The following is an 18,205-nucleotide window of genomic DNA, read 5'->3' as shown; positions in this document are numbered from 1 at the left end:
TTTACCTTGAAAGTTGAACTGAAACTGAAACTGTGCCTGAGCAGGTCAAGAAGCGCCTTGACTTACTTCTTGAGCGACAACACCTTGCGAACCGTGGCCACCACGTTCTCGGTGGTGAAGCCGAAGTGCTTGAACAGCACGCCAGCCGGGGCCGATTCGCCATAGGTGTCGATGCCGACCACCGCCGCACAACCGTACTTCCACCAGCCGTCCGTCACGCCGGCCTCGACCGCGATGCGCGGCAGGTTGGCGGGCAGCACGGCCTTCTTGTACTCGACCGGCTGGCGGTCGAACACGGTGGTCGAGGGCATGGACACCACGCGCACAGGGATGCCCAGCTTGGCCAGCTCGGCCTGGGCGTGCAGCGCCAGTTGCACTTCGGAGCCGGTCGCGATGATCACGGCAACGGCCTTTTTCTTCAACCCCACTTCTGAGGGCTCGGCCAAAACATACGCGCCTTGCGTGATGACATCCGCATCCTGCTTGGGTGCGTACGGCAGGTTCTGGCGCGACAGCAGCAGCGCCGAGGGGCGGTTCTTGTTGGCCAGGGCAATGGTCCAGGCCACGGCCGTTTCGGTCGTATCGGCCGGGCGCCACACGTCCAGGCCAGGGATCAGGCGCAGGCTGGCGGCGTGCTCGACCGACTGGTGGGTCGGGCCGTCTTCGCCCAGGCCGATGGAGTCATGCGTGAACACGTGAATCACGCGCTGCTTCATCAGCGCGGCCATGCGGATGGCGTTGCGGCTGTAGTCAGAGAAGGTCAGGAACGTGCCGGCGTAGGGGATGTAGCCGCCGTGCAGGGCCACGCCGTTCATGATGGCGGCCATGCCGAACTCGCGCACACCGTAGTTGATGTGGCGGCCGGGCTTGCCGTCGGTCAGGACCACGGCGCCTTCTTCGTCCACGCGGAAGGCGGGGGTGCTCTTGGTATTGGTCAGGTTCGAGCCGGTCAGGTCGGCCGAGCCGCCCAGCATTTCCGGCACGGCGGCCGTGAAGAACTCCAGCGCGATCTGGCTGGCCTTGCGGCTGGCCACGGTCTCGGCCTTATCGTGCGCAGACGCCACGGCCTGCACCGCGATCTCGGCGAAGTTGGCGGGCAACTCGCCGGCCATGCGGCGCGTGAACTCGGCTGCCAGCTCAGGGAAGGCGGCCTTGTAGGCGTCGAAACGCTGATTCCAGTCATTGACCAGCAGCTCACCATCGGCCCTGGCGTTCCAGTCGCCATACACCTCTTCGGGGATCACGAAGGCCTCGTGCGGCCAACCCAGGGCTTCACGGGTCAGCTTGATCTCGTCGCCACCCAGGGGCTCGCCGTGGGCCTTGGCCGTGTTGGCGCGGTTGGGCGAGCCATGGCCGATGGCCGTCTTGCACACGATCAGCGTGGGCTTGTCGGCGCTCATCTTGGCCTTCTCGATGGCGCCGTCCACGGCGTCCACATCATGGCCGTCCACCGGGCCAATCACGTTCCAGCCATAGGCCTCGAAACGCTTGGGGGTGTCGTCCACGAACCAGGGGGCAACCTGGCCGTCGATCGAGATGCCGTTGTCGTCGTACAGGGCGACCAGCTTGTTGAGCTTCCAGGCGCCAGCCAGGGCGGCGGCTTCGTGGCTGATGCCTTCCATCAGGCAACCGTCACCCATGAACACATAGGTGTGGTGGTTGACGATGCTGTGGCCTTCGCGGTTGAACTCGGCTGCCAGCATTTTTTCAGCCAACGCAAAACCCACGGCATTGGTGATGCCCTGCCCCAGCGGGCCCGTGGTGGTTTCGACACCCGGCGTGACGCCCACTTCAGGGTGGCCCGGTGTCTTGCTGTGCATCTGGCGGAAGGCCTTGAGGTCGTCGATCGACAGCTCGTAGCCCGTGAGATGCAGCAGCGAGTAGATCAGCATCGAGGCGTGGCCGTTGGACAGCACGAAGCGGTCACGGTCCGCCCATTGGGGCTGCGCCGGATGGTGGCGCAGATGGCGGCTCCACAACGCCACTGCCATGTCGGCCATGCCCATCGGGGCGCCTGGGTGACCGGAATTAGCCTGCTGGACGGCATCCATGGCAAGCGCACGGATGGCGTTGGCCATGGCAGTGATGTTCTTGGTGGAGTTGGGCATGGTGGAAGGGTTGTTGGGTCGCGAAAACGGGGATTTTAGCTTGGCCGCAACACGCCTCACTTCTTCATTTGGCAACCCGGCAATGATCGCGCTTGGCAGCCTCATCAAAGTCGACGACTGCACTACCCAGCCCAGCCACTAAACGCACAGCGCCCGTCACATTCCCCGTCGCGAAGCTTGGCATCGGTCGCCCAGCGGATTTGGGCAGCCTGACAGAGGCGACATCCAGCATAGCTTGGTACGCAAAATCGGTCTGCATTGGCTTGGCAGCCATTTCTCGCATGTGGCCAACTATGTCAGGACGCTGCCGCTCGAACTGATTGCTGTACCAGGCGAAAGCTGGCACCCGGTAGGACGCCACGCTATTGCGCACAATACCCCCGCTGATACAGCCAGGCTCGTAGATGTCCTCCCCATGATCGGATACATAGATCACCACTGCTGATCGCCCCGAGGCCTCCACGACCTCAATCACCTGAGATAAGAAGAAATCGGTGTAGCGAATGCTATTGTCATATGCATTGTTGACTTCGACCTTTCGAACTACTTCTTGGCTGTAGGCCCGTTCCTTTTGCTTGATGGAAGGCTTGAACACGTCAAATGATTCGGGATAGCGGTGTGCATAATTGAAATGGCTGCCTAGGGTGTGCAACACCACCGCTGCCGGGCGGCCCAGAGACACTGCTTCGCGCAAGCCACCTAACAAGCTCTCGTCGTACGAACCTTCTGCGCCAAAATTACTTGGGTTAACAAACTGCACCGAATCAGCGTCCCGCGCATAGAACACCACCGAGGTGTCAAAGAACCCGCTGGCCGACTGATTGGACACCCAGTAGGTCTTGTAGCCGACCTCGGATAGTGCCTTCAGGAAGGACGGCTCCACTGTCGGCCCCACCGCACCCACCGGGTTGACGACCGGCGAACGAGAAACAATCATCGGTACCGAACTGCGTGTAGCAGTCGAGTAGGTCACCACATCGGAAAAATAGATCAGGTTTGACAGCTTGGACAAAAGCGGGGTGGTCGGGCGAGGGTAGCCGCCCAATTGCCAGCGATCCGCCCGAGCCGACTCACCGATGACCAGCACGATCAAGTCCGCCGCCGGCATAGCCTGCTGTACCGCGCCAAAGCGGAAATGATCGACGACTTGGCGCATGTCTTTTACACGCCGCCAGTCTTCGGCATAGCGTTGTATGGCCAGATATGGATCCAGGGGGTAGATGGAGCCCCACTTGCCGGCCCAATAGCCCATAGGTTGGATCCAGAAGACATCTGATCGACTCTGGAGCCCGCGATCCAACTGTTGTTGTTGCTGGTCAAACACCCAGAAGGTCATGAAACCAAAGCACGGCAGGATGATAAGCAACCACATCCTCGTCCGATGGACCCAGGCTAGGCCCTCGCTTTTCGCCAGTCGGGCAACCATCACACCAAACGCAAAAGGCAGCAGGCCGAGTGCCACCCAGGGCCAATACACCGACAGAAAATCAGATACCTCGCGCTGATTGGTTTCCAACAACAGACCAATAAAGGCGGCGGTCACTGATGCCCCCACCTGCATGCGCAAGTAAACCTCAGCGGGCCACCAAACCAGAAACAATGGTATGGATAGCGCCACGCCCAACCACAAGCGGCGCCCAAAAAGCGCGAACCACAGTACCCACGCTGCCACGCCATAGGCCACGCGCTCGACGTTTTCCAATTGCCCCATCGGGGTTGAATCACCCAGAGACAATAAATCCGGCAAGACAAGCAAGCCAACGTAGGCAGCGAGCGTCAACCAAGCAAAACTTTTCTTGCTCATGAATGGAGAAATGGCGCCCGTCGGGCGCCATTTCTTGAAAAATCAGAAATTAGATCTTGCAGGAAGTTGGCAGATACTTCGCATCGATGGTTGTGCCATTGGAGGCGACATTAGTACCATCACCCACCGTTACACCAGAAGGCACAGAAGCACCGCCGCAAATCCAAGTAACGTTCTTGGCAGCATCAAGGGCGGGTCGCAATGACAGCACCTTTGTTGCGATGTTCTTGTTGGCCTTGTTACCAAACGTGACATCCAGACCGCCACCAGTCGTGACCGTAATGGAAGAGACGTAGTTGCCCTGGTTATCCGCAGCATTGTTGCCCGTGCAGTTGGACACGCTGGCGCCACCGCAGATGGCATCGGAATTGGTAGCAGGGAATGCACCCTTGGCTGCGTAGTATTCAGACACGGCAGTCTTCAAGCCTCCCGTCAACGCCAGGCCTTCAGAAACCTGCGAGCGCACGGTGTAGTCCTGATAAGCAGGCAGCGCCACGGCAGCCAGAATACCAATGATGGCCACCACGATCATCAGTTCGATCAGGGTGAAACCCTTTTGCACTTGCTTCATCACTTGCATGATTAACTCCTTGGGCCGCGACCCGCTAAGAACTTGCCTTTTGACCGACCCCACACAACCGGGGGCCACGCTCAATACAACGCAGACAGCGTGCCAGCTTTCAGTGGCCGAAAAATCGTGATTTTGTTGGCACTTTCCCCTAGTGCCAAACTCAGGGGAGACAGCTTTGGTCGACCTTGTTTCGATTGAAACGCCAGAAACTGTCAATCACCCAAAAGGACTGACAAAATTTGTCAGTCCTCGACCGGCACATTGAAGCGCTGGCCTTCACGCAGCGGCTCGATGCGGTGGCGGGTGTCCAGCGCGCGGATCTGCGCCAGCACCGAGGGCACCTCACCCGGCTTGGGGTGGGTGATGAAGACGCTGACCTCGCCATCGAGCTGCTCGAGTTCCTGGGCCAGGCTCTGTGGCGACAGGTGCCCGCTGATCTTGGCCAGATGGGCTTCTTCGTCGCCAAAGGCCGTCTCGATGACCAGTTGCGCAATGCGCTGGCCGTTCAAGGCCTTCCACAGCGCCGGGTTGGGCCCTGTGTCACCGGAGAACACCCACCAGCCTTGCGGCGTGTCCACGCCAAAGCCCACGCCCGGCACGGTGTGCGCCGCCGGCAGCACATGGATCTGGCGGTCTGCCATGCCACCACGCGCCGGGAAGGTCAGCACCTGCCCCACGGTGAACTCATGAAAGACCAGGATCGGGCGTGCCGCGCTCGGCAGGCGCGTGAAATCAGGCCAGATCACGCCATTGAAGATGTGGCGGCGCATGGCCTCCAGCGTCTCCGGCAGGGCATGTACATGGATGGGCCGCAGGTCACTCATGCTGCCAGCCGGGCCAGCGCGCAGCTTCATGACGCTGTCAGCCAGCAAGGGGATGCTGAGGATGTGGTCCAGGTGGCTGTGGCTCAGCAGGATGTGGTCGATGCGCGCCAGTTCGTCCAGCCGCAATTCGCCCACACCGCTGCCGGCGTCCAGCAGGATGTCGTCATCCAGCAGAAAGGCCGTCGTGTGGCAACGCGCGGCGATCGACCCGGAACAACCTAATACGCGGATCATGGCTGGGCTCCTGGCTGGCAGCCCACCTGATCAGGCCTGCACGAATTGCATTTGCGTGCCGGCCAGCTCGATCACGTCACCATTCTTGAGGTGCACGGGGTCGCCAGCCACGGGGTTGCCGTTCACGGTGGGGCGTGCACCGCCTTCCACGTGGGCAAACACATAACCACCCGGGCGCTTGGTGATCGAGGCCACCTGCACGCCGGGCTTGCCCACGGTGGTCACCACCTTGGTCAGGGCGACTTCACGGCCTGCCGCGGCGCCATTGAGCACCTTGATGGAGGCCGGCGACTGCGTGTTCAGGCCGCCAAAGCCTGAGCCCAGTGTGGCCGCCCCCATGGTGCTGCCAAACGCGGCCTGGGGCACGGACGACGAGCCCCCTACGCTCATGCCGCCCTGCGCAGACGACATGGCCGTGGGCAGGGGCGTGCCGGGCCGCATGATCATGGTCTTCTCGTAGTCGGAGCCCTCTTCGACCAGGTACTTGATCTTGTACTTGCCGATTTCGACCGTGTCGTTGTGCTGCAGCAGCTGCTTCTTGACGGCCTTGCCGTTGATGTAGGTGCCGTTGGTGCTGTTGAGATCTTCGATGAAAACATCGTTGCCCACCAGTTGCAGCACGGCGTGCTCGCCGCTGACCGCCAGGTTGTCGATCACGATGTCGTTATATGGGCGGCGCCCAAGCGAGGTTTTGTCCTTGGTGATTTGGACTTCTTTGATGACGACCCCGTCTAGCGAGACGACCAGTTTTCCCATTCGGAACCTCTCGGGTATTGATCTCTATTTGGCGTTTAATTTAAACCAGTCAAGCGCTTGAAAGGCCACCAGGACCTCGGCGCCGGATCGGCTGCTCCCTGTGCACGCACCAGCACGACGGCAATATTATCCCGGCCACCTGCGTCATTGGCCGCTGCCACCAGGGCCGCACCCATATCGGGCAAGCTGGTGTGGGCAGCCATGACCTCGGCGATCTGCTGATCTCGCAGCATATCGGACAGGCCGTCCGAGCACATCAAATAGACGTCGCCGGACTGGATATCGTGCAGATGCGTTTCCATCAGGACCAGATCCTCGACCCCCAGGGCCCGGGTCACCAGGTTCTTGTTGGCGGCGTACTGAGCCTGCTCTGGCGTAAGGATGCCAGCATCGATCTGCTCTTGCAGTAACGAATGGTCTTTTGTGATCTGCTGCAGCTGGCCGTCACGCCAGCGGTAGGCGCGCGAATCACCAATATGCCCCAATAACAGGCGACCTGACCGGAAAACCGCCAGAACCAGGGTGGTGCCCATGCCGGCGTAAGTCGGGTTGGAATTGGCGGCCCCGAAAATCGCCCGGTTGGCGTTGTCGACGCAGATATCCATGGCGCGCTTGACGTCGCCGTCGCTGGCGTTGCTGGAGGCCTCGTGCAGCCAGCGCCCCAATTCGCTCTTGATGAAATCGCAGGCCATGCCGCTGGCGACTTCACCGGCCGCGTAACCGCCCATGCCGTCGGCGAGCACGGCCACGCCGCAACTCTCGTCCACGGCGATGGAGTCTTCATTATTGGATCGCACCCGCCCGGTGTCGGTCTGGCTAAAGAACTCAAAGTCCATGGCGGGATTGTCGCTGGGTTTTCATGGTGGAAGGATCAGGGATGTCGGCTAGGCAGGGCTGGCAGGGCTCAGCCCAGGTCCAGGTCCAGGCTTTGCAGTGAATGCGCCACCGCACGCAAGTCTTCGGCCATCTGCTGGCCTGTGGCGTAGCGCGTATTGGGGTGTTTCTCCAGGGCCAGGGCGACGATATCACCCAGCGCGGGCGGCAGATCGGGCCTGATGCTGCACACATTGGGTGCTGTTTCGCGGCCAATGGCCCGCATCAGGGCAGCCATGGAATCGTTGCGGTAAGGCAACTGCCCGGTGAGCAGCTGGAACAGGGCCACACCCAGCGAGTACAGGTCGCTGCGGCCATCGATGGTCTGGCCGGACAGTTGTTCGGGTGACATGAAGGTGGGCGTGCCCAGCACCACGCCCGTGCGCGTGCGGGTGGCGTCGGCCACGCGTGCCACACCAAAATCCATGACCTTGACCGTGCCCCGGCCCAGGTCGACCATGATGTTGGCTGGCTTGATGTCGCGGTGGGTCACGCCACGCGTGTGGGCGTAAGCCAGGGCATCGGCCACGCGCGCCATGATGGGCAGCAGCTGGTTGAGCGGCAGCAGGCGATCAGGATGCGTGTAGTGGCTCATGTCCACCCCGTCGACCAGCTCCATGGCGATGTAGGCCACGCCGCCCTGCTCGCCCGCATCCAGGATGCTGACGATGTCCGGGTGCTGCAGGCGGCCCGCCATTTCGGCCTCGCGCAGGAAGCGGTTGCGGGCGTCAGCCAGTTCGGCGCCGCTGAACTCCTGGGCCAGCGCCATGGTCTTGAGCGCCACCTTGCGGTCCGTGGCCGGGTCGTAGCCCAGGTACACCGCGCCCATGGCACCTTTGCCGATCTGCTTTTCGACCAGGTACTTGCCCATCTGGCCCTGGGCCACTTGCGGCATGGGGCGGGCAGGCACGGTGCCCCAGGTGTTGGCCGTGGCCACCTGGGCCAGGCCGCGCGCGCGCATCAGGCGCACCTTGACCTGGTGCCATTGCGGGTCGATGTCGGCGATGTGCTCGTAGACGTCGCGGGCACAGTCGTAGCGGGCCTCGCTCTCGAAGGCCACGGCGATGCGCTCCAGGGTCTCCAGTGCGGCGTGGCGGTTGCCGGCATCCGGGAAGAAGCCCTGCATGGTCTGCCAGGCCTGGTCGACCGGCCCGTCACCCAGGGCCTGCATGGCGCGCTGGATGCGCTGAACGCCCATCTGTTCGATGGGTGTGTGCGGGCCCAGGTTCATCAGGGCCTGGGGCATCGTGCTGGAGGCAAAGTCCTCGTGGAACAGCGAGGGGTGGCTGTTGGAGAACTGAGACTGGAAGGCCGAGTTGCTGGGCGTATCCAGGTAGGACAGCACCGTCTCGGGGCCGGCATCCTCGTCAGGATCGGCCAAGCCGTGTGCGGATGCTCTGGCCTGCGGACTCGCGCCCGTGACCGGGTCCGTATCAACAAAGACAGGACGAGTGTGCACAAAGCCGTTGCGTGCCAAAGGCGGCTGGCGACGCTGGCGCAGCAACCACATCAGCAGCCCGACGCCGATCAGCACCAGCAGCGCCAGAATGATCGAAAGCAAGGCCGACGACATCGGGATCAGGCCTCCGTCGTGTCAGATCGTTTGGCCAGCACGGTGCCCACCACCAGCACCAGCAAGGCCCCCAACACCCCCGCGAAATAACGGGTGGAGGCCGCGTCAGGCACATGCGGCAGGGCCACCGGGTCACTGACCGCGAGCGTACCGGCAATCCAGCCCAGCAGCATGCCGCCGGCCGTGATGATGATGGGGAAGCGGTCCATCAGCTTGAGCACCATGGTCGAGCCCCACACGATGATGGGGATGCTCACCAGCAGGCCAAAGATCACCAGCGGCATCTGATGGCCTTCGTGGCCCGCGCCCTGCGCGGCACCGGCGATGCCGATGACGTTGTCCACGCTCATCACGAAGTCGGCCACGATGATGGTCTTGATGGCGCCCAGCAGGCGATCGCTGGCCTGCAGGTTGCCGTGGTCGTCGTCGTCCGGCACCAGCAGCTTGATGCCGATCCACAGCAGCAGCACAGCACCCACCAGTTTCAGGTAAGGCAGCTTGAGCAGCGACATCGCAAAGAAGATCAGCACCACGCGCAGCGCGATGGCGCCGGCCGTTCCCCAGATGATGCCCTTGGTGCGCAATTCGGGCGGCAGGTTGCGGCAAGCCAGCGCAATGACCACCGCGTTATCGCCCCCCAGCAGGATGTCGATCATCACAATCTGGCCAACGGCGAGCCAGAACTCCGGGGTCATCAATGCTTCCATGTCGCTACAAAAATGAATCAGCCCCTGAGTGTAGGGGCTGATTGGTTTGGTTTCCCGGACGGGTCACCCAGGAATGCACAGACTCTGCAATGTCGTCAGATGAGCGACTTCAGGATGCGGCCCATTTCGGACGGGTTGCGCGTGACCTTGAAGCCACACTCTTCCATGATGGCGAGCTTGGCATCGGCCGTGTCGGCACCACCGGAGATCAGCGCGCCGGCATGGCCCATGCGCTTGCCCGGAGGGGCGGTGACACCGGCGATGAAGCCGACGATGGGCTTCTTCATATTGGCCTTGCACCATTGAGCAGCTTCGGCTTCGTCGGGGCCGCCGATTTCACCGATCATGATGACGGCGTCCGTATCGGGGTCGTCGTTGAAGGCCTTCATCACGTCGATGTGCTTGAGGCCGTTGATGGGGTCGCCACCGATGCCCACGGCGCTGGATTGGCCCAGGCCGAGTTCGGTCAGCTGTGCCACGGCTTCGTACGTCAGCGTGCCCGAACGGGACACGACGCCGATGCGGCCCTTGCGGTGGATGTGGCCGGGCATGATGCCGATCTTGATTTCTTCAGGCGTGATCAGGCCGGGGCAGTTGGGGCCCAGCAGCAAGGTCTTCTTGCCGCCGGCCGCTTCCTTGGCCTTCATCTTGTTGCGCACCATCAGCATGTCGCGCACAGGGATGCCTTCGGTGATGGCGATGACCAGATCCAGGTCGGCCTCGACGGCTTCCCAGATGGCGTCAGCGGCGCCAGCGGGCGGCACGTAGATCACCGACACGGTGGCGCCGGTGTTCTTGGCTGCGTCCTTGACGGAGGCGAAGATGGGGATGTCGGCAAACTTCTCGCCGGCCTTCTTGGGGTTCACGCCGGCGACGAATGCGTTCTTGCCGTTGGCGTAGGCCTGGCAGCCCAGGGTGTGGAATTGACCGGTCTTGCCCGTGATGCCTTGGGTGATGACCTTGGTGTCTTTATTGATGAAAATGCTCATGATGGGTACCTAGCTCGAAGATGTTGATCCCAGCGGGCGCCACGGAACCGGCTTTGCCGGGCCGTTGGCGACGCCCCCTAGAGGGGGAGCGCCGCAGGCGCAACGGGGGTGGGTCATGCAACCGCAGCAACGATCTTGGTCGCTGCTTCGGCCATGGAGTCTGCGGCGATGATGGGCAGGCCGGAGTCGGCCAGCATCTTCTTGCCCAGGTCTTCGTTGGTGCCCTTCATGCGGACCACCAGAGGCACATTCAGGTTCACAGCCTTGCAGGCGGTGATGACGCCATCGGCGATGGTGTCGCACTTCATGATGCCGCCGAAGATGTTGACCAGGATGCCCTTGACATCCGGGTTCTTCAGCATGATCTTGAAGGCTTCGGTGACCTTCTCGGCCGTCGCGCCACCGCCGACGTCCAGGAAGTTGGCAGGCTCGCCGCCGAACAGCTTGATGGTGTCCATCGTGGCCATGGCCAGACCGGCACCGTTCACCAGGCAGCCGATGTTGCCGTCGAGCTGGATGTAGGCCAGATCGAACTTCGAGGCTTCGATTTCAGCAGGATCTTCTTCGTCCAGGTCGCGCAGGGCCACGATTTCAGGGTGGCGGAACAGCGCGTTGGCGTCGAAGTTGAACTTCGCGTCCAGGGCCATGACCTTGCCCTTGGAATCGCGGTTCAGCGGGTTGATTTCCACCAGGCTGGCATCGGTTTCCATGTAGCACTGGTAGAGCTTCTTGAGGATGTCAACCGTTTGCGCGGTGGAGTCGGCGGGCATGCCGATGCCGTCGGCGACTTCCTTGGCCTGCGCGTCCGTCAGGCCGGCGAGCGGGTCGACGAAGACCTTGATGATCTTCTCAGGCGTGCTGTGCGCGACTTCCTCGATGTCCATGCCGCCTTCGCTGGAGGCGATGATGGCGACCTTCTGCGTGCCCCGGTCGGTCACGACCGAGACGTAGTATTCCTTTTGAATGTCAGCACCGTCTTCGATGTACAGACGGTTGACCTTCTGGCCTTCCGGGCCAGTCTGGTGGGTCTTGAGCTGCATGCCCAGGATCTCGCTTGCCAGACGCTTGACGTCATCCAGCGACTTGGCCACCTTCACGCCGCCGCCTTTGCCGCGACCACCTGCGTGGATCTGGGCCTTGACCACCCAGACCGGGCCACCCAGCTTTTGTGCAGCGGCCACTGCCTCGTCTACAGAAAATGCCGGGATACCTCTTGGGACCGGCACACCGAATCGGCTCAGGATCTCTTTGCCTTGGTACTCATGAATCTTCATGGGGGAACTCGCAGGATGGTGTTGCGTTCTTGTCGAACATGACAAAGGCCGCCAAAACCGATCAGGTCTGGGCGGACGCGCTGCGCACAGGGTTACTTGTTTGCAGTGCAGCAACCAGCATAGCACCGCAGGCCCGGAGAACAAAAAGGCCTGATGACAAGGCGGGCGCAGAGATCAGGATTGTGTGAAACCTTCGCCACGAACGACGCGCCGGATCACCTCGCCGGAGAAGCCTCGCCCTGCGAGAAAGCGCATCTGGCGCGCCTTTTCTTCGGGCGTTTCAGGGATTTCACCGTAGCGACGCGCCCAAAGCGCGTGCGCGCGCTCGAACTCGGTGTCGCGCAAGGCCTGGGTGGCTTCGCGGGCGATATCGGGCGGGAGCTGGTGTTGCGCCAGCTCGGCCTGGATGCGGGCCGCACCGTAGCGGGCGGCCTTGCGGTGAAGCATCGAGTCAGCGAAGCGCTGGGCGGACAGCAGGCCCTTGGCTTCCAGTTCGTCGAGCACGCCATCGACCTGCTCGGGCGATTCGGCGTGTGGCGCCAGCTTGCGCGTCAGCTCCACGCGGGAGTGTTCGCGCGCCGCCAGGTATTTCAGCGCCCGCCCTTTGAGAGAGAGCCCGGGGCGGCCCGGGCGGGCGACTTTATCCTGCTTATTCGCCAGCATCGGCGGCAGCAGCGGCCGGTGGCAGCAAGGCGATGTCCAGCGACTCGCGGATCTTGTTTTCGATCTCGCGGGCCAGCTCGGGGTTCTCGCGCAGGAATTCGCGGGCGTTGTCCTTGCCCTGGCCGATCTTCTCGCCGTTGTAGGCGTACCAGGCACCGGACTTGTCGACCACCTTGGCCGTCACGCCCAGGTCGATGATTTCGCCCTCGCGGCTGATGCCTTCGCCGTAGAGAATGTCGAACTCGGCTGTTTTGAAGGGGGGCGAGACCTTGTTCTTGACGACCTTGACCTTGGTTTCGTTGCCGATGATGTCGTCGCCCTTCTTGATGGAGCCAATGCGGCGGATGTCCAGGCGCACGGAGGCGTAGAACTTCAGGGCGTTACCGCCGGTGGTGGTTTCGGGGCTGCCGAACATCACGCCGATCTTCATGCGGATCTGGTTGATGAAGATGACCATGCAGTTGGTCTTCTTGATGGTGGCCGTCAGCTTGCGCAGGGCCTGGCTCATCAGGCGGGCCTGCAGGCCGGGCAGGGCATCACCCATTTCGCCTTCGAGTTCGGCCTTGGGCGTCAGGGCGGCGACCGAGTCCACCACGATCAGGTCCACGGAGCCGGAACGCACCAGCGCGTCGACGATTTCCAGGGCTTGTTCGCCGGTGTCGGGCTGGGAGATCAGCAGGTCCTGCAGGTTCACGCCCAGCTTTTGCGCGTACTGGGCATCCAGAGCGTGTTCGGCGTCGATGAAGGCGCACACACCGGCCTGCTTCTGCATTTCGGCGATGACCTGCAGTGTCAAGGTGGTCTTGCCGGAAGACTCAGGGCCGTAGATTTCAACCACGCGACCACGGGGCAGGCCACCGACGCCCAGCGCGATGTCCAGACCCAGGGAGCCGGTGGACACCACCTGGATGTCTTCCACGACTTCGCCTTCACCCAGGCGCATGATGGAACCCTTGCCGAACTGCTTTTCAATCTGGGCCAATGCGGCTTGCAGGGCTTTGGCTTTTTCGGCGCTGAGGGCGGACTTGCTGGTGGCTTCCATGCGTGTGACTCCGTTTGTTTCCGTGGATGCGGGTTGTTGAATGTGAGCGCCATTATGGCAAAGCCTGGATGTTTGTACAGTGTCTTTGAAAAAATTTTTGATCACCCTTGCGAGGGATGCGTGCCGCGATTTCACGCGGTTTTGCTGCAGCGCAGCAATTGGGACTAGACTGCCCGCATGAAGACTCCTTCCCCAGCCAGCAGAAAGAAAGCGCCTTCGGCCAGCGCCAGCAAGACCCCCAAGAAGCCCGAAGTCAAGGTGGTCGCGAAGAAGGCATCCCGCGCACCAGCCAAAACACCCGTCAAGGCGGCCAGCAAACCCGCACCCAAAGCGGCCCAGAAGGCCCCGACCAAACCCGTCGGCCGCCCCCGCATCAACCTGGCGCTGCAAGGCGGTGGCTCGCACGGGGCCTTCACCTGGGGCGTGATCGACCGCCTGCTGGACAACGATGGCCTGGACTTCGCCGGCCTGTCGGGCACCAGTGCAGGCGCCCTCAATGGCGCCGTGCTGCTCAGCGGCTACGTCAAGGGGTTCCAGGATGGCAACGAGGCGGCCGCCCGCAAACAGGCGCAAAAGGCCCTGCACGATTTCTGGCGCGATGTCAGCCAGCACGGCCCGCTGTTTTCGCCGCTGACCATCCAGTCCAACGGCCTGCTCAAGAACCAGTTCAACTATGACCAGTTCCCGGCCTATCAGTGGCTGAACCTGTTCATGCGTTCATTCAGCCCTTATGAGTTCAACCCGCTGAATCTCAACCCCTTGAAGGACGTGCTGAACCGGCATGTGGATGTCGAGGCGCTGCACACCGGTTGCCAGCACTGCGGCATCCCGTTGTTCGTGACAGCCACCTCGGTGCACACCGGCCAGGCGCGCGTGTTCACGGCCGAAGCGCTGACGCTGGATGCCTTGATGGCGTCTGCCTGCCTGCCCTTTGTGTTCCAGGCGGTGGAGATCGACGGCGAGCCGTATTGGGACGGTGGCTACACCGGCAACCCGGCGCTCTACCCGCTGATCTACAACACGGAGCTGAGCGACATCATGCTGGTGCGCATCAACCCGCTGCGCCGCGACGACAACCCCACACGCAGCATCGACATCATCGACCGGCTCAGCGAGATCACCTTCAACGCCAGCCTGATCAGCGAGATGCGGGCCATTTCCTTCGTCAAGAAGCTGATCAAGGACGAAAAGCTCGACCCTGAACGCTACAAGAACCTGCACATGCACATGGTGGCCGATGACCACGGCATGCTGCCGTACAACGCGTCCAGCAAGTTCAACACGGATTGGGCGTTTCTGCAGGAGCTGCATCACCTGGGCCACAAGGCCGCCAGCCACTGGCTGACGGCGCACCGTGACGACGTCGGCCGCCACAGCACCTTTGACATCGATGCGATCTTCCTGGCACCGGGGCACAAGGCTTGATCTACCGCAAGGCGTGAGCCTCGTGCAAACCCGAAGATGAGGCTGTCGCGATCAACGCTGACTGACCGACAAGAAGAGGAACCACGAATGATTCAAGATCACCACCCGCTGGCCAAGGACTTTCCTGAGTTCAAGGACAAGATCCACGCGCTGAAGACCTCGAATACGCATTTCGCCAAGCTGGAACGTGAATACGAAGACCTGGACAAGGCCATCGTTCGACTCGAAACCGGCGTGGAGCACGGCTCCAGCACCGAACTGGAACAAAAGAAGCAGCAGCGCGTTTCGCTCAAGGACGAGCTCTACAACCTGCTGAAGGCCTGATCACCAGGCCGCAACGCTTAAGGCAATCGCTGCACGCTACCTGATCGGGTAGGTCGACAGCGCCTCGGGGCACGGTGTCACAAGCACCGCGCCCTTTCCTTTTTGGGGCGCCACGCATTCAGGGCGTACCTGCGGGGCGAGAGAGGGCTGGCACCCTCGTAAAATGCCGGGCATGACCGAGCCCACCTCCGCCCCATCCGGCCCCTCCTCCGCCGCGCCTGCCGGCGCCCTGCCCTTCGCCACCAACGTGCCGCCCATGCGCCTGTCGGGCCTGGAACCTGTGCACATCGGCCAGGGCACGCTGTTCGTGAACGTGGGTGAACGCACCAACGTGACGGGCTCGAAGGCCTTTGCCCGGATGATCCTGGAAGGCCGATTTGAAGACGCGCTGTCCGTGGCGCGCCAGCAGGTTGAAAACGGCGCCCAGGTCATCGACATCAACATGGACGAGGCCATGCTCGACAGCAAGGCCGCCATGGTGCGCTTCCTGAACCTGATCGCCGGCGAGCCGGAAATCGCGCGCGTGCCCATCATGATCGACTCGTCCAAGTGGGACGTGATCGAGGCGGGCCTCAAGTGCGTGCAGGGCAAGGGCATCGTCAACTCGATCTCGCTCAAGGAAGGCGAGGCGAACTTCAAGGAGCAGGCCAAGCTGGTCAAGCGTTATGGCGCGGCGGCCGTGGTCATGGCCTTTGACGAGCAGGGCCAGGCCGACACGTATGCCCGCAAGATCGAGATCTGCGAGCGCGCCTACCGCACCCTCGTGGACGAGGTGGGCTTCCCGCCCGAGGACATCATCTTCGACCCGAACATCTTCGCGATTGCCACGGGCATTGAAGAGCACGACAACTACGCCGTGGACTTCATCAACGCCACGCGCTGGATCAAACAGAACCTTCCGGGCGCCAAGGTGTCGGGCGGCGTGTCCAACGTGTCCTTCAGCTTCCGCGGCAACGAGCCGGTGCGTGAAGCCATCCACACCGTGTTCCTGTACCACGCCATCCAGGCGGGCATGGACATGGGCATCGTCAACGCCGGCATGGTGGGCGTATACGACGACCTGGACGCCAACCTGCGCGAACTGGTGGAAGACATCGTGCTCAACCGCCAACCGGTGTTCAAGGATGGCGAAGACACCAGCCTGACACCGACCGAGCGCCTGCTGGCCATTGCCGAGCAGGTCAAAGGTTCAGCCAAGGACGACAGCGCCAAGCTGGCCTGGCGTGGCACCGCCGAGCACCCCGCCACGGTGGAAGCGCGCCTGAGCCATGCCCTCGTGCACGGCATCACCGACTTCATCACCGCCGACACGGAAGAGTGCTGGCAGCAGATCAAGGCCGGTGGCGGCCGCCCGCTGCACGTGATCGAAGGCCCGTTGATGGCCGGCATGAACACGGTGGGCGACCTGTTCGGTGCGGGCAAGATGTTCCTGCCGCAGGTGGTGAAGTCCGCCCGCGTGATGAAGCAGGCCGTGGCCCACCTGCTGCCCTACATCGAAGAAGAAAAGAAGCTGCTGATCGAAGGCGGCGGTGACGCGAAGGCCAAGGGCAAGATCGTGATCGCCACCGTCAAGGGCGATGTGCACGACATCGGCAAGAACATCGTGACGGTGGTCCTGCAGTGCAACAACTTCGAGGTGGTCAACATGGGCGTGATGGTCCCGTGCAAGGACATCCTCGACAAGGCCAAGGAAGTGGGCGCGGACATCATCGGCCTGTCGGGCCTGATCACGCCTTCGCTGGAAGAGATGCAGTACGTGGCCGCCGAGATGGAGCGCGACGAGTACTTCCGCTCGCGCAAGACGCCGCTGCTGATCGGTGGCGCCACCTGCTCGCGCGTGCACACGGCCGTGAAGATCGCCCCCAACTACAGCGGCCCCGTGGTCTATGTGCCCGATGCCTCGCGCGCCGTGGGTGTGTGCTCGGAGCTGCTGAGCCCGGAGCGCCAGGAAGCCTACATCGCCGAGTTGAACGCCGACTACGAGCGCGTGCGCGTGCAGCACGCCAACAAGAAGGCCACGCCCATGGTGACGCTGGCCGAGGCGCGTGCCAACAAGCACCAGGCCGACTTCGCCACCTACACGCCCGAGGCACCCAAGTTCATCGGCCGCCGGGTGTTCAAGAACTACGACCTGGGCGAACTGGCCCCTTACATCGACTGGGGTCCCTTCTTCCAGACCTGGGACCTGGCGGGCCCCTTCCCGGCCATCCTGGATGACGCCGTTGTGGGCGAGGAAGCCAAGAAGGTGTACGCCGATGCGCAGGCCATGCTCAAGAAGATCGTCGATGGACGCTGGCTCACGGCCAATGGCGTGATCGCGCTGTACCCCGCCAACACGGTGCAGGACGACCACATCGAGATCTACCGTGACGAATCGCGCAGCGAGGTGCTGATGAGCTGGTGCCCGCTGCGCATGCAGACCGAGCGCCCGGTGGTGGACGGCGTCAAGCGCCCCAACCGTTCACTGGCCGACTTCATCGCGCCACGTGAAGCCAAGCCCGATTACATCGGCCTGTTCGCGGTGACCGCAGGCCTGAACATCGAGAAGAAAGAAGCCGAGTTCCTGGGTCATGAGGACGACTACTCGGCCATCATGCTCAAGGCCCTGGCCGACCGCCTGGCCGAGGCCTTTGCCGAGCGCATGCACGAGCGCGTGCGCAAGGAGTTCTGGGGCTACGCCGCCGGTGAAACGCTGGACAACACGGCCCTGATCAAGGAGCAGTACCGCGGCATCCGCCCGGCGCCGGGCTACCCGGCCTGCCCGGATCACACGGTCAAGCGGGACATGTTCAAGGTGCTGGAAGCCCACGACATCCACATGCACCTGACCGAGAGCCTGGCCATGATGCCGGCGGCCAGCGTGAGCGGCTTCTACATGGCGCACCCCGAAGCGGCCTACTTCAATGTGGGCAAGATCGCGGGCGACCAGGTGGAGGACTGGGCCTTGCGCATGGGGCTGTCGCACGAGCAAGCAGCCAAAGCCCTGGCGCCACTGCTGTGATCGATTTCACGGCTTGCCCGACTTCTTGATGCCAGCC

Annotated in this window: 15 protein-coding genes; 3 read left to right on the top strand and 12 right to left on the bottom strand. The window is 62.5% G+C overall.

Annotated features, from left to right (window positions below; genetic code table 11):
* Nucleotides 1–62: 62 nt before the first annotated feature.
* From tkt to recA, 12 genes are all read right to left on the bottom strand, one after another.
* Nucleotides 63–2,108 carry a transketolase gene (tkt, locus tag JY96_RS14490; RefSeq protein ID WP_081961272.1) on the bottom strand — a complete coding sequence of 682 codons (2,046 nt, stop codon included), beginning with the start codon at nucleotides 2,106–2,108 and terminating at the stop codon, nucleotides 63–65.
* A gap of 64 nt (nucleotides 2,109–2,172) precedes the next feature.
* Nucleotides 2,173–3,912, bottom strand: coding sequence for a phosphoethanolamine transferase (locus JY96_RS22385; RefSeq protein ID WP_052162546.1), 1,740 nt, complete (start codon nucleotides 3,910–3,912; stop codon nucleotides 2,173–2,175).
* A 49-nt stretch (nucleotides 3,913–3,961) separates the two neighbouring features.
* The gene (locus tag JY96_RS14480; RefSeq protein WP_304413407.1) at nucleotides 3,962–4,492 is read right to left on the bottom strand and encodes a pilin; all 531 of its coding nucleotides are present in this window, start codon (nucleotides 4,490–4,492) and stop codon (nucleotides 3,962–3,964) included.
* A gap of 233 nt (nucleotides 4,493–4,725) precedes the next feature.
* Complete coding sequence (locus JY96_RS14475; protein ID WP_035038477.1) at nucleotides 4,726–5,541, bottom strand: 3',5'-cyclic-nucleotide phosphodiesterase; 816 nt, start codon at nucleotides 5,539–5,541, stop codon at nucleotides 4,726–4,728.
* A gap of 30 nt (nucleotides 5,542–5,571) precedes the next feature.
* Nucleotides 5,572–6,297 (bottom strand): FHA domain-containing protein, encoded by a 726-nt coding sequence (locus JY96_RS14470; protein ID WP_035038475.1) that lies wholly within the window; start codon nucleotides 6,295–6,297, stop codon nucleotides 5,572–5,574.
* Between the two features lie 35 nt (nucleotides 6,298–6,332).
* Nucleotides 6,333–7,133, bottom strand: coding sequence for a Stp1/IreP family PP2C-type Ser/Thr phosphatase (locus tag JY96_RS14465; RefSeq protein ID WP_035038473.1), 801 nt, complete (start codon nucleotides 7,131–7,133; stop codon nucleotides 6,333–6,335).
* A 68-nt stretch (nucleotides 7,134–7,201) separates the two neighbouring features.
* A complete protein-coding gene (locus JY96_RS24030; protein WP_235333936.1) occupies nucleotides 7,202–8,731 on the bottom strand; it encodes a serine/threonine-protein kinase in 1,530 nt (509 codons plus the stop codon).
* 17 nt (nucleotides 8,732–8,748) lie between these two features.
* Entirely contained in the window at nucleotides 8,749–9,450 is a 702-nt protein-coding gene (locus JY96_RS14455) for a TerC family protein (protein WP_035038471.1), read from the bottom strand.
* 95 nt (nucleotides 9,451–9,545) lie between these two features.
* Nucleotides 9,546–10,439: a succinate--CoA ligase subunit alpha gene (gene sucD, locus JY96_RS14450; RefSeq protein ID WP_035038469.1), complete on the bottom strand. Its 894-nt coding sequence runs from the start codon at nucleotides 10,437–10,439 to the stop codon at nucleotides 9,546–9,548.
* Between the two features lie 113 nt (nucleotides 10,440–10,552).
* Entirely contained in the window at nucleotides 10,553–11,713 is a 1,161-nt protein-coding gene (gene sucC, locus JY96_RS14445; protein ID WP_035038467.1) for an ADP-forming succinate--CoA ligase subunit beta, read from the bottom strand.
* Between the two features lie 174 nt (nucleotides 11,714–11,887).
* Nucleotides 11,888–12,376, bottom strand: a complete 489-nt coding sequence (recX, locus tag JY96_RS14440) for a recombination regulator RecX (RefSeq protein WP_052162544.1) — start codon at nucleotides 12,374–12,376, stop codon at nucleotides 11,888–11,890.
* Nucleotides 12,363–13,418, bottom strand: coding sequence for a recombinase RecA (gene recA, locus JY96_RS14435; protein ID WP_035038462.1), 1,056 nt, complete (start codon nucleotides 13,416–13,418; stop codon nucleotides 12,363–12,365). Before recA ends, recX begins: the two co-directional genes overlap by 14 nt.
* Nucleotides 13,419–13,595: 177 nt before the next feature.
* Here recA and JY96_RS14430 point away from each other — a divergent pair, with 177 nt between their 5' ends.
* From JY96_RS14430 to metH, 3 genes are all read left to right on the top strand, one after another.
* A complete protein-coding gene (locus JY96_RS14430; protein ID WP_081961271.1) occupies nucleotides 13,596–14,843 on the top strand; it encodes a patatin-like phospholipase family protein in 1,248 nt (415 codons plus the stop codon).
* Between the two features lie 87 nt (nucleotides 14,844–14,930).
* On the top strand, nucleotides 14,931–15,167 hold the full coding sequence (locus JY96_RS14425; RefSeq protein WP_035038459.1) for a YdcH family protein: 237 nt from the start codon (nucleotides 14,931–14,933) through the stop codon (nucleotides 15,165–15,167).
* Nucleotides 15,168–15,423: 256 nt separating this feature from the next.
* The gene (gene metH / locus JY96_RS14420) at nucleotides 15,424–18,168 is read left to right on the top strand and encodes a methionine synthase (RefSeq protein WP_081961647.1); all 2,745 of its coding nucleotides are present in this window, start codon (nucleotides 15,424–15,426) and stop codon (nucleotides 18,166–18,168) included.
* The last annotated feature ends 37 nt before the right edge of the window (nucleotides 18,169–18,205 follow it).

Origin of the sequence: Aquabacterium sp. NJ1 (assembly GCF_000768065.1) — a bacterium.
Taxonomy (GTDB): domain Bacteria; phylum Pseudomonadota; class Gammaproteobacteria; order Burkholderiales; family Burkholderiaceae_C; genus Aquabacterium.
The sequence above is the reverse complement of the archived record's forward strand: the minus strand, read 5'-3'. Positions and strand labels throughout refer to the sequence as shown.

Bases quoted from the DNA above. Each gene is read 5' to 3' on its own strand.
- JY96_RS14470 (WP_035038475.1), bottom strand. From the start codon at position 6,297: ATGGGAAAACTGGTCGTCTCGCTAGACGGGGTCGTCATCAAAGAAGTC.
- JY96_RS14425 (WP_035038459.1), top strand. From the start codon at position 14,931: ATGATTCAAGATCACCACCCGCTGGCCAAGGACTTTCCTGAGTTCAAG.
- sucC (WP_035038467.1), bottom strand. From the start codon at position 11,713: ATGAAGATTCATGAGTACCAAGGCAAAGAGATCCTGAGCCGATTCGGT.
- JY96_RS14475 (WP_035038477.1), bottom strand. From the start codon at position 5,541: ATGATCCGCGTATTAGGTTGTTCCGGGTCGATCGCCGCGCGTTGCCAC.
- recX (WP_052162544.1), bottom strand. From the start codon at position 12,376: ATGCTGGCGAATAAGCAGGATAAAGTCGCCCGCCCGGGCCGCCCCGGG.
- JY96_RS22385 (WP_052162546.1), bottom strand. From the start codon at position 3,912: ATGAGCAAGAAAAGTTTTGCTTGGTTGACGCTCGCTGCCTACGTTGGC.
- JY96_RS14465 (WP_035038473.1), bottom strand. From the start codon at position 7,133: ATGGACTTTGAGTTCTTTAGCCAGACCGACACCGGGCGGGTGCGATCC.
- recA (WP_035038462.1), bottom strand. From the start codon at position 13,418: ATGGAAGCCACCAGCAAGTCCGCCCTCAGCGCCGAAAAAGCCAAAGCC.
- JY96_RS14480 (WP_304413407.1), bottom strand. From the start codon at position 4,492: ATGCAAGTGATGAAGCAAGTGCAAAAGGGTTTCACCCTGATCGAACTG.
- tkt (WP_081961272.1), bottom strand. From the start codon at position 2,108: ATGCCCAACTCCACCAAGAACATCACTGCCATGGCCAACGCCATCCGT.
- metH (WP_081961647.1), top strand. From the start codon at position 15,424: ATGCGCCTGTCGGGCCTGGAACCTGTGCACATCGGCCAGGGCACGCTG.
- sucD (WP_035038469.1), bottom strand. From the start codon at position 10,439: ATGAGCATTTTCATCAATAAAGACACCAAGGTCATCACCCAAGGCATC.
- JY96_RS14430 (WP_081961271.1), top strand. From the start codon at position 13,596: ATGAAGACTCCTTCCCCAGCCAGCAGAAAGAAAGCGCCTTCGGCCAGC.
- JY96_RS14455 (WP_035038471.1), bottom strand. From the start codon at position 9,450: ATGGAAGCATTGATGACCCCGGAGTTCTGGCTCGCCGTTGGCCAGATT.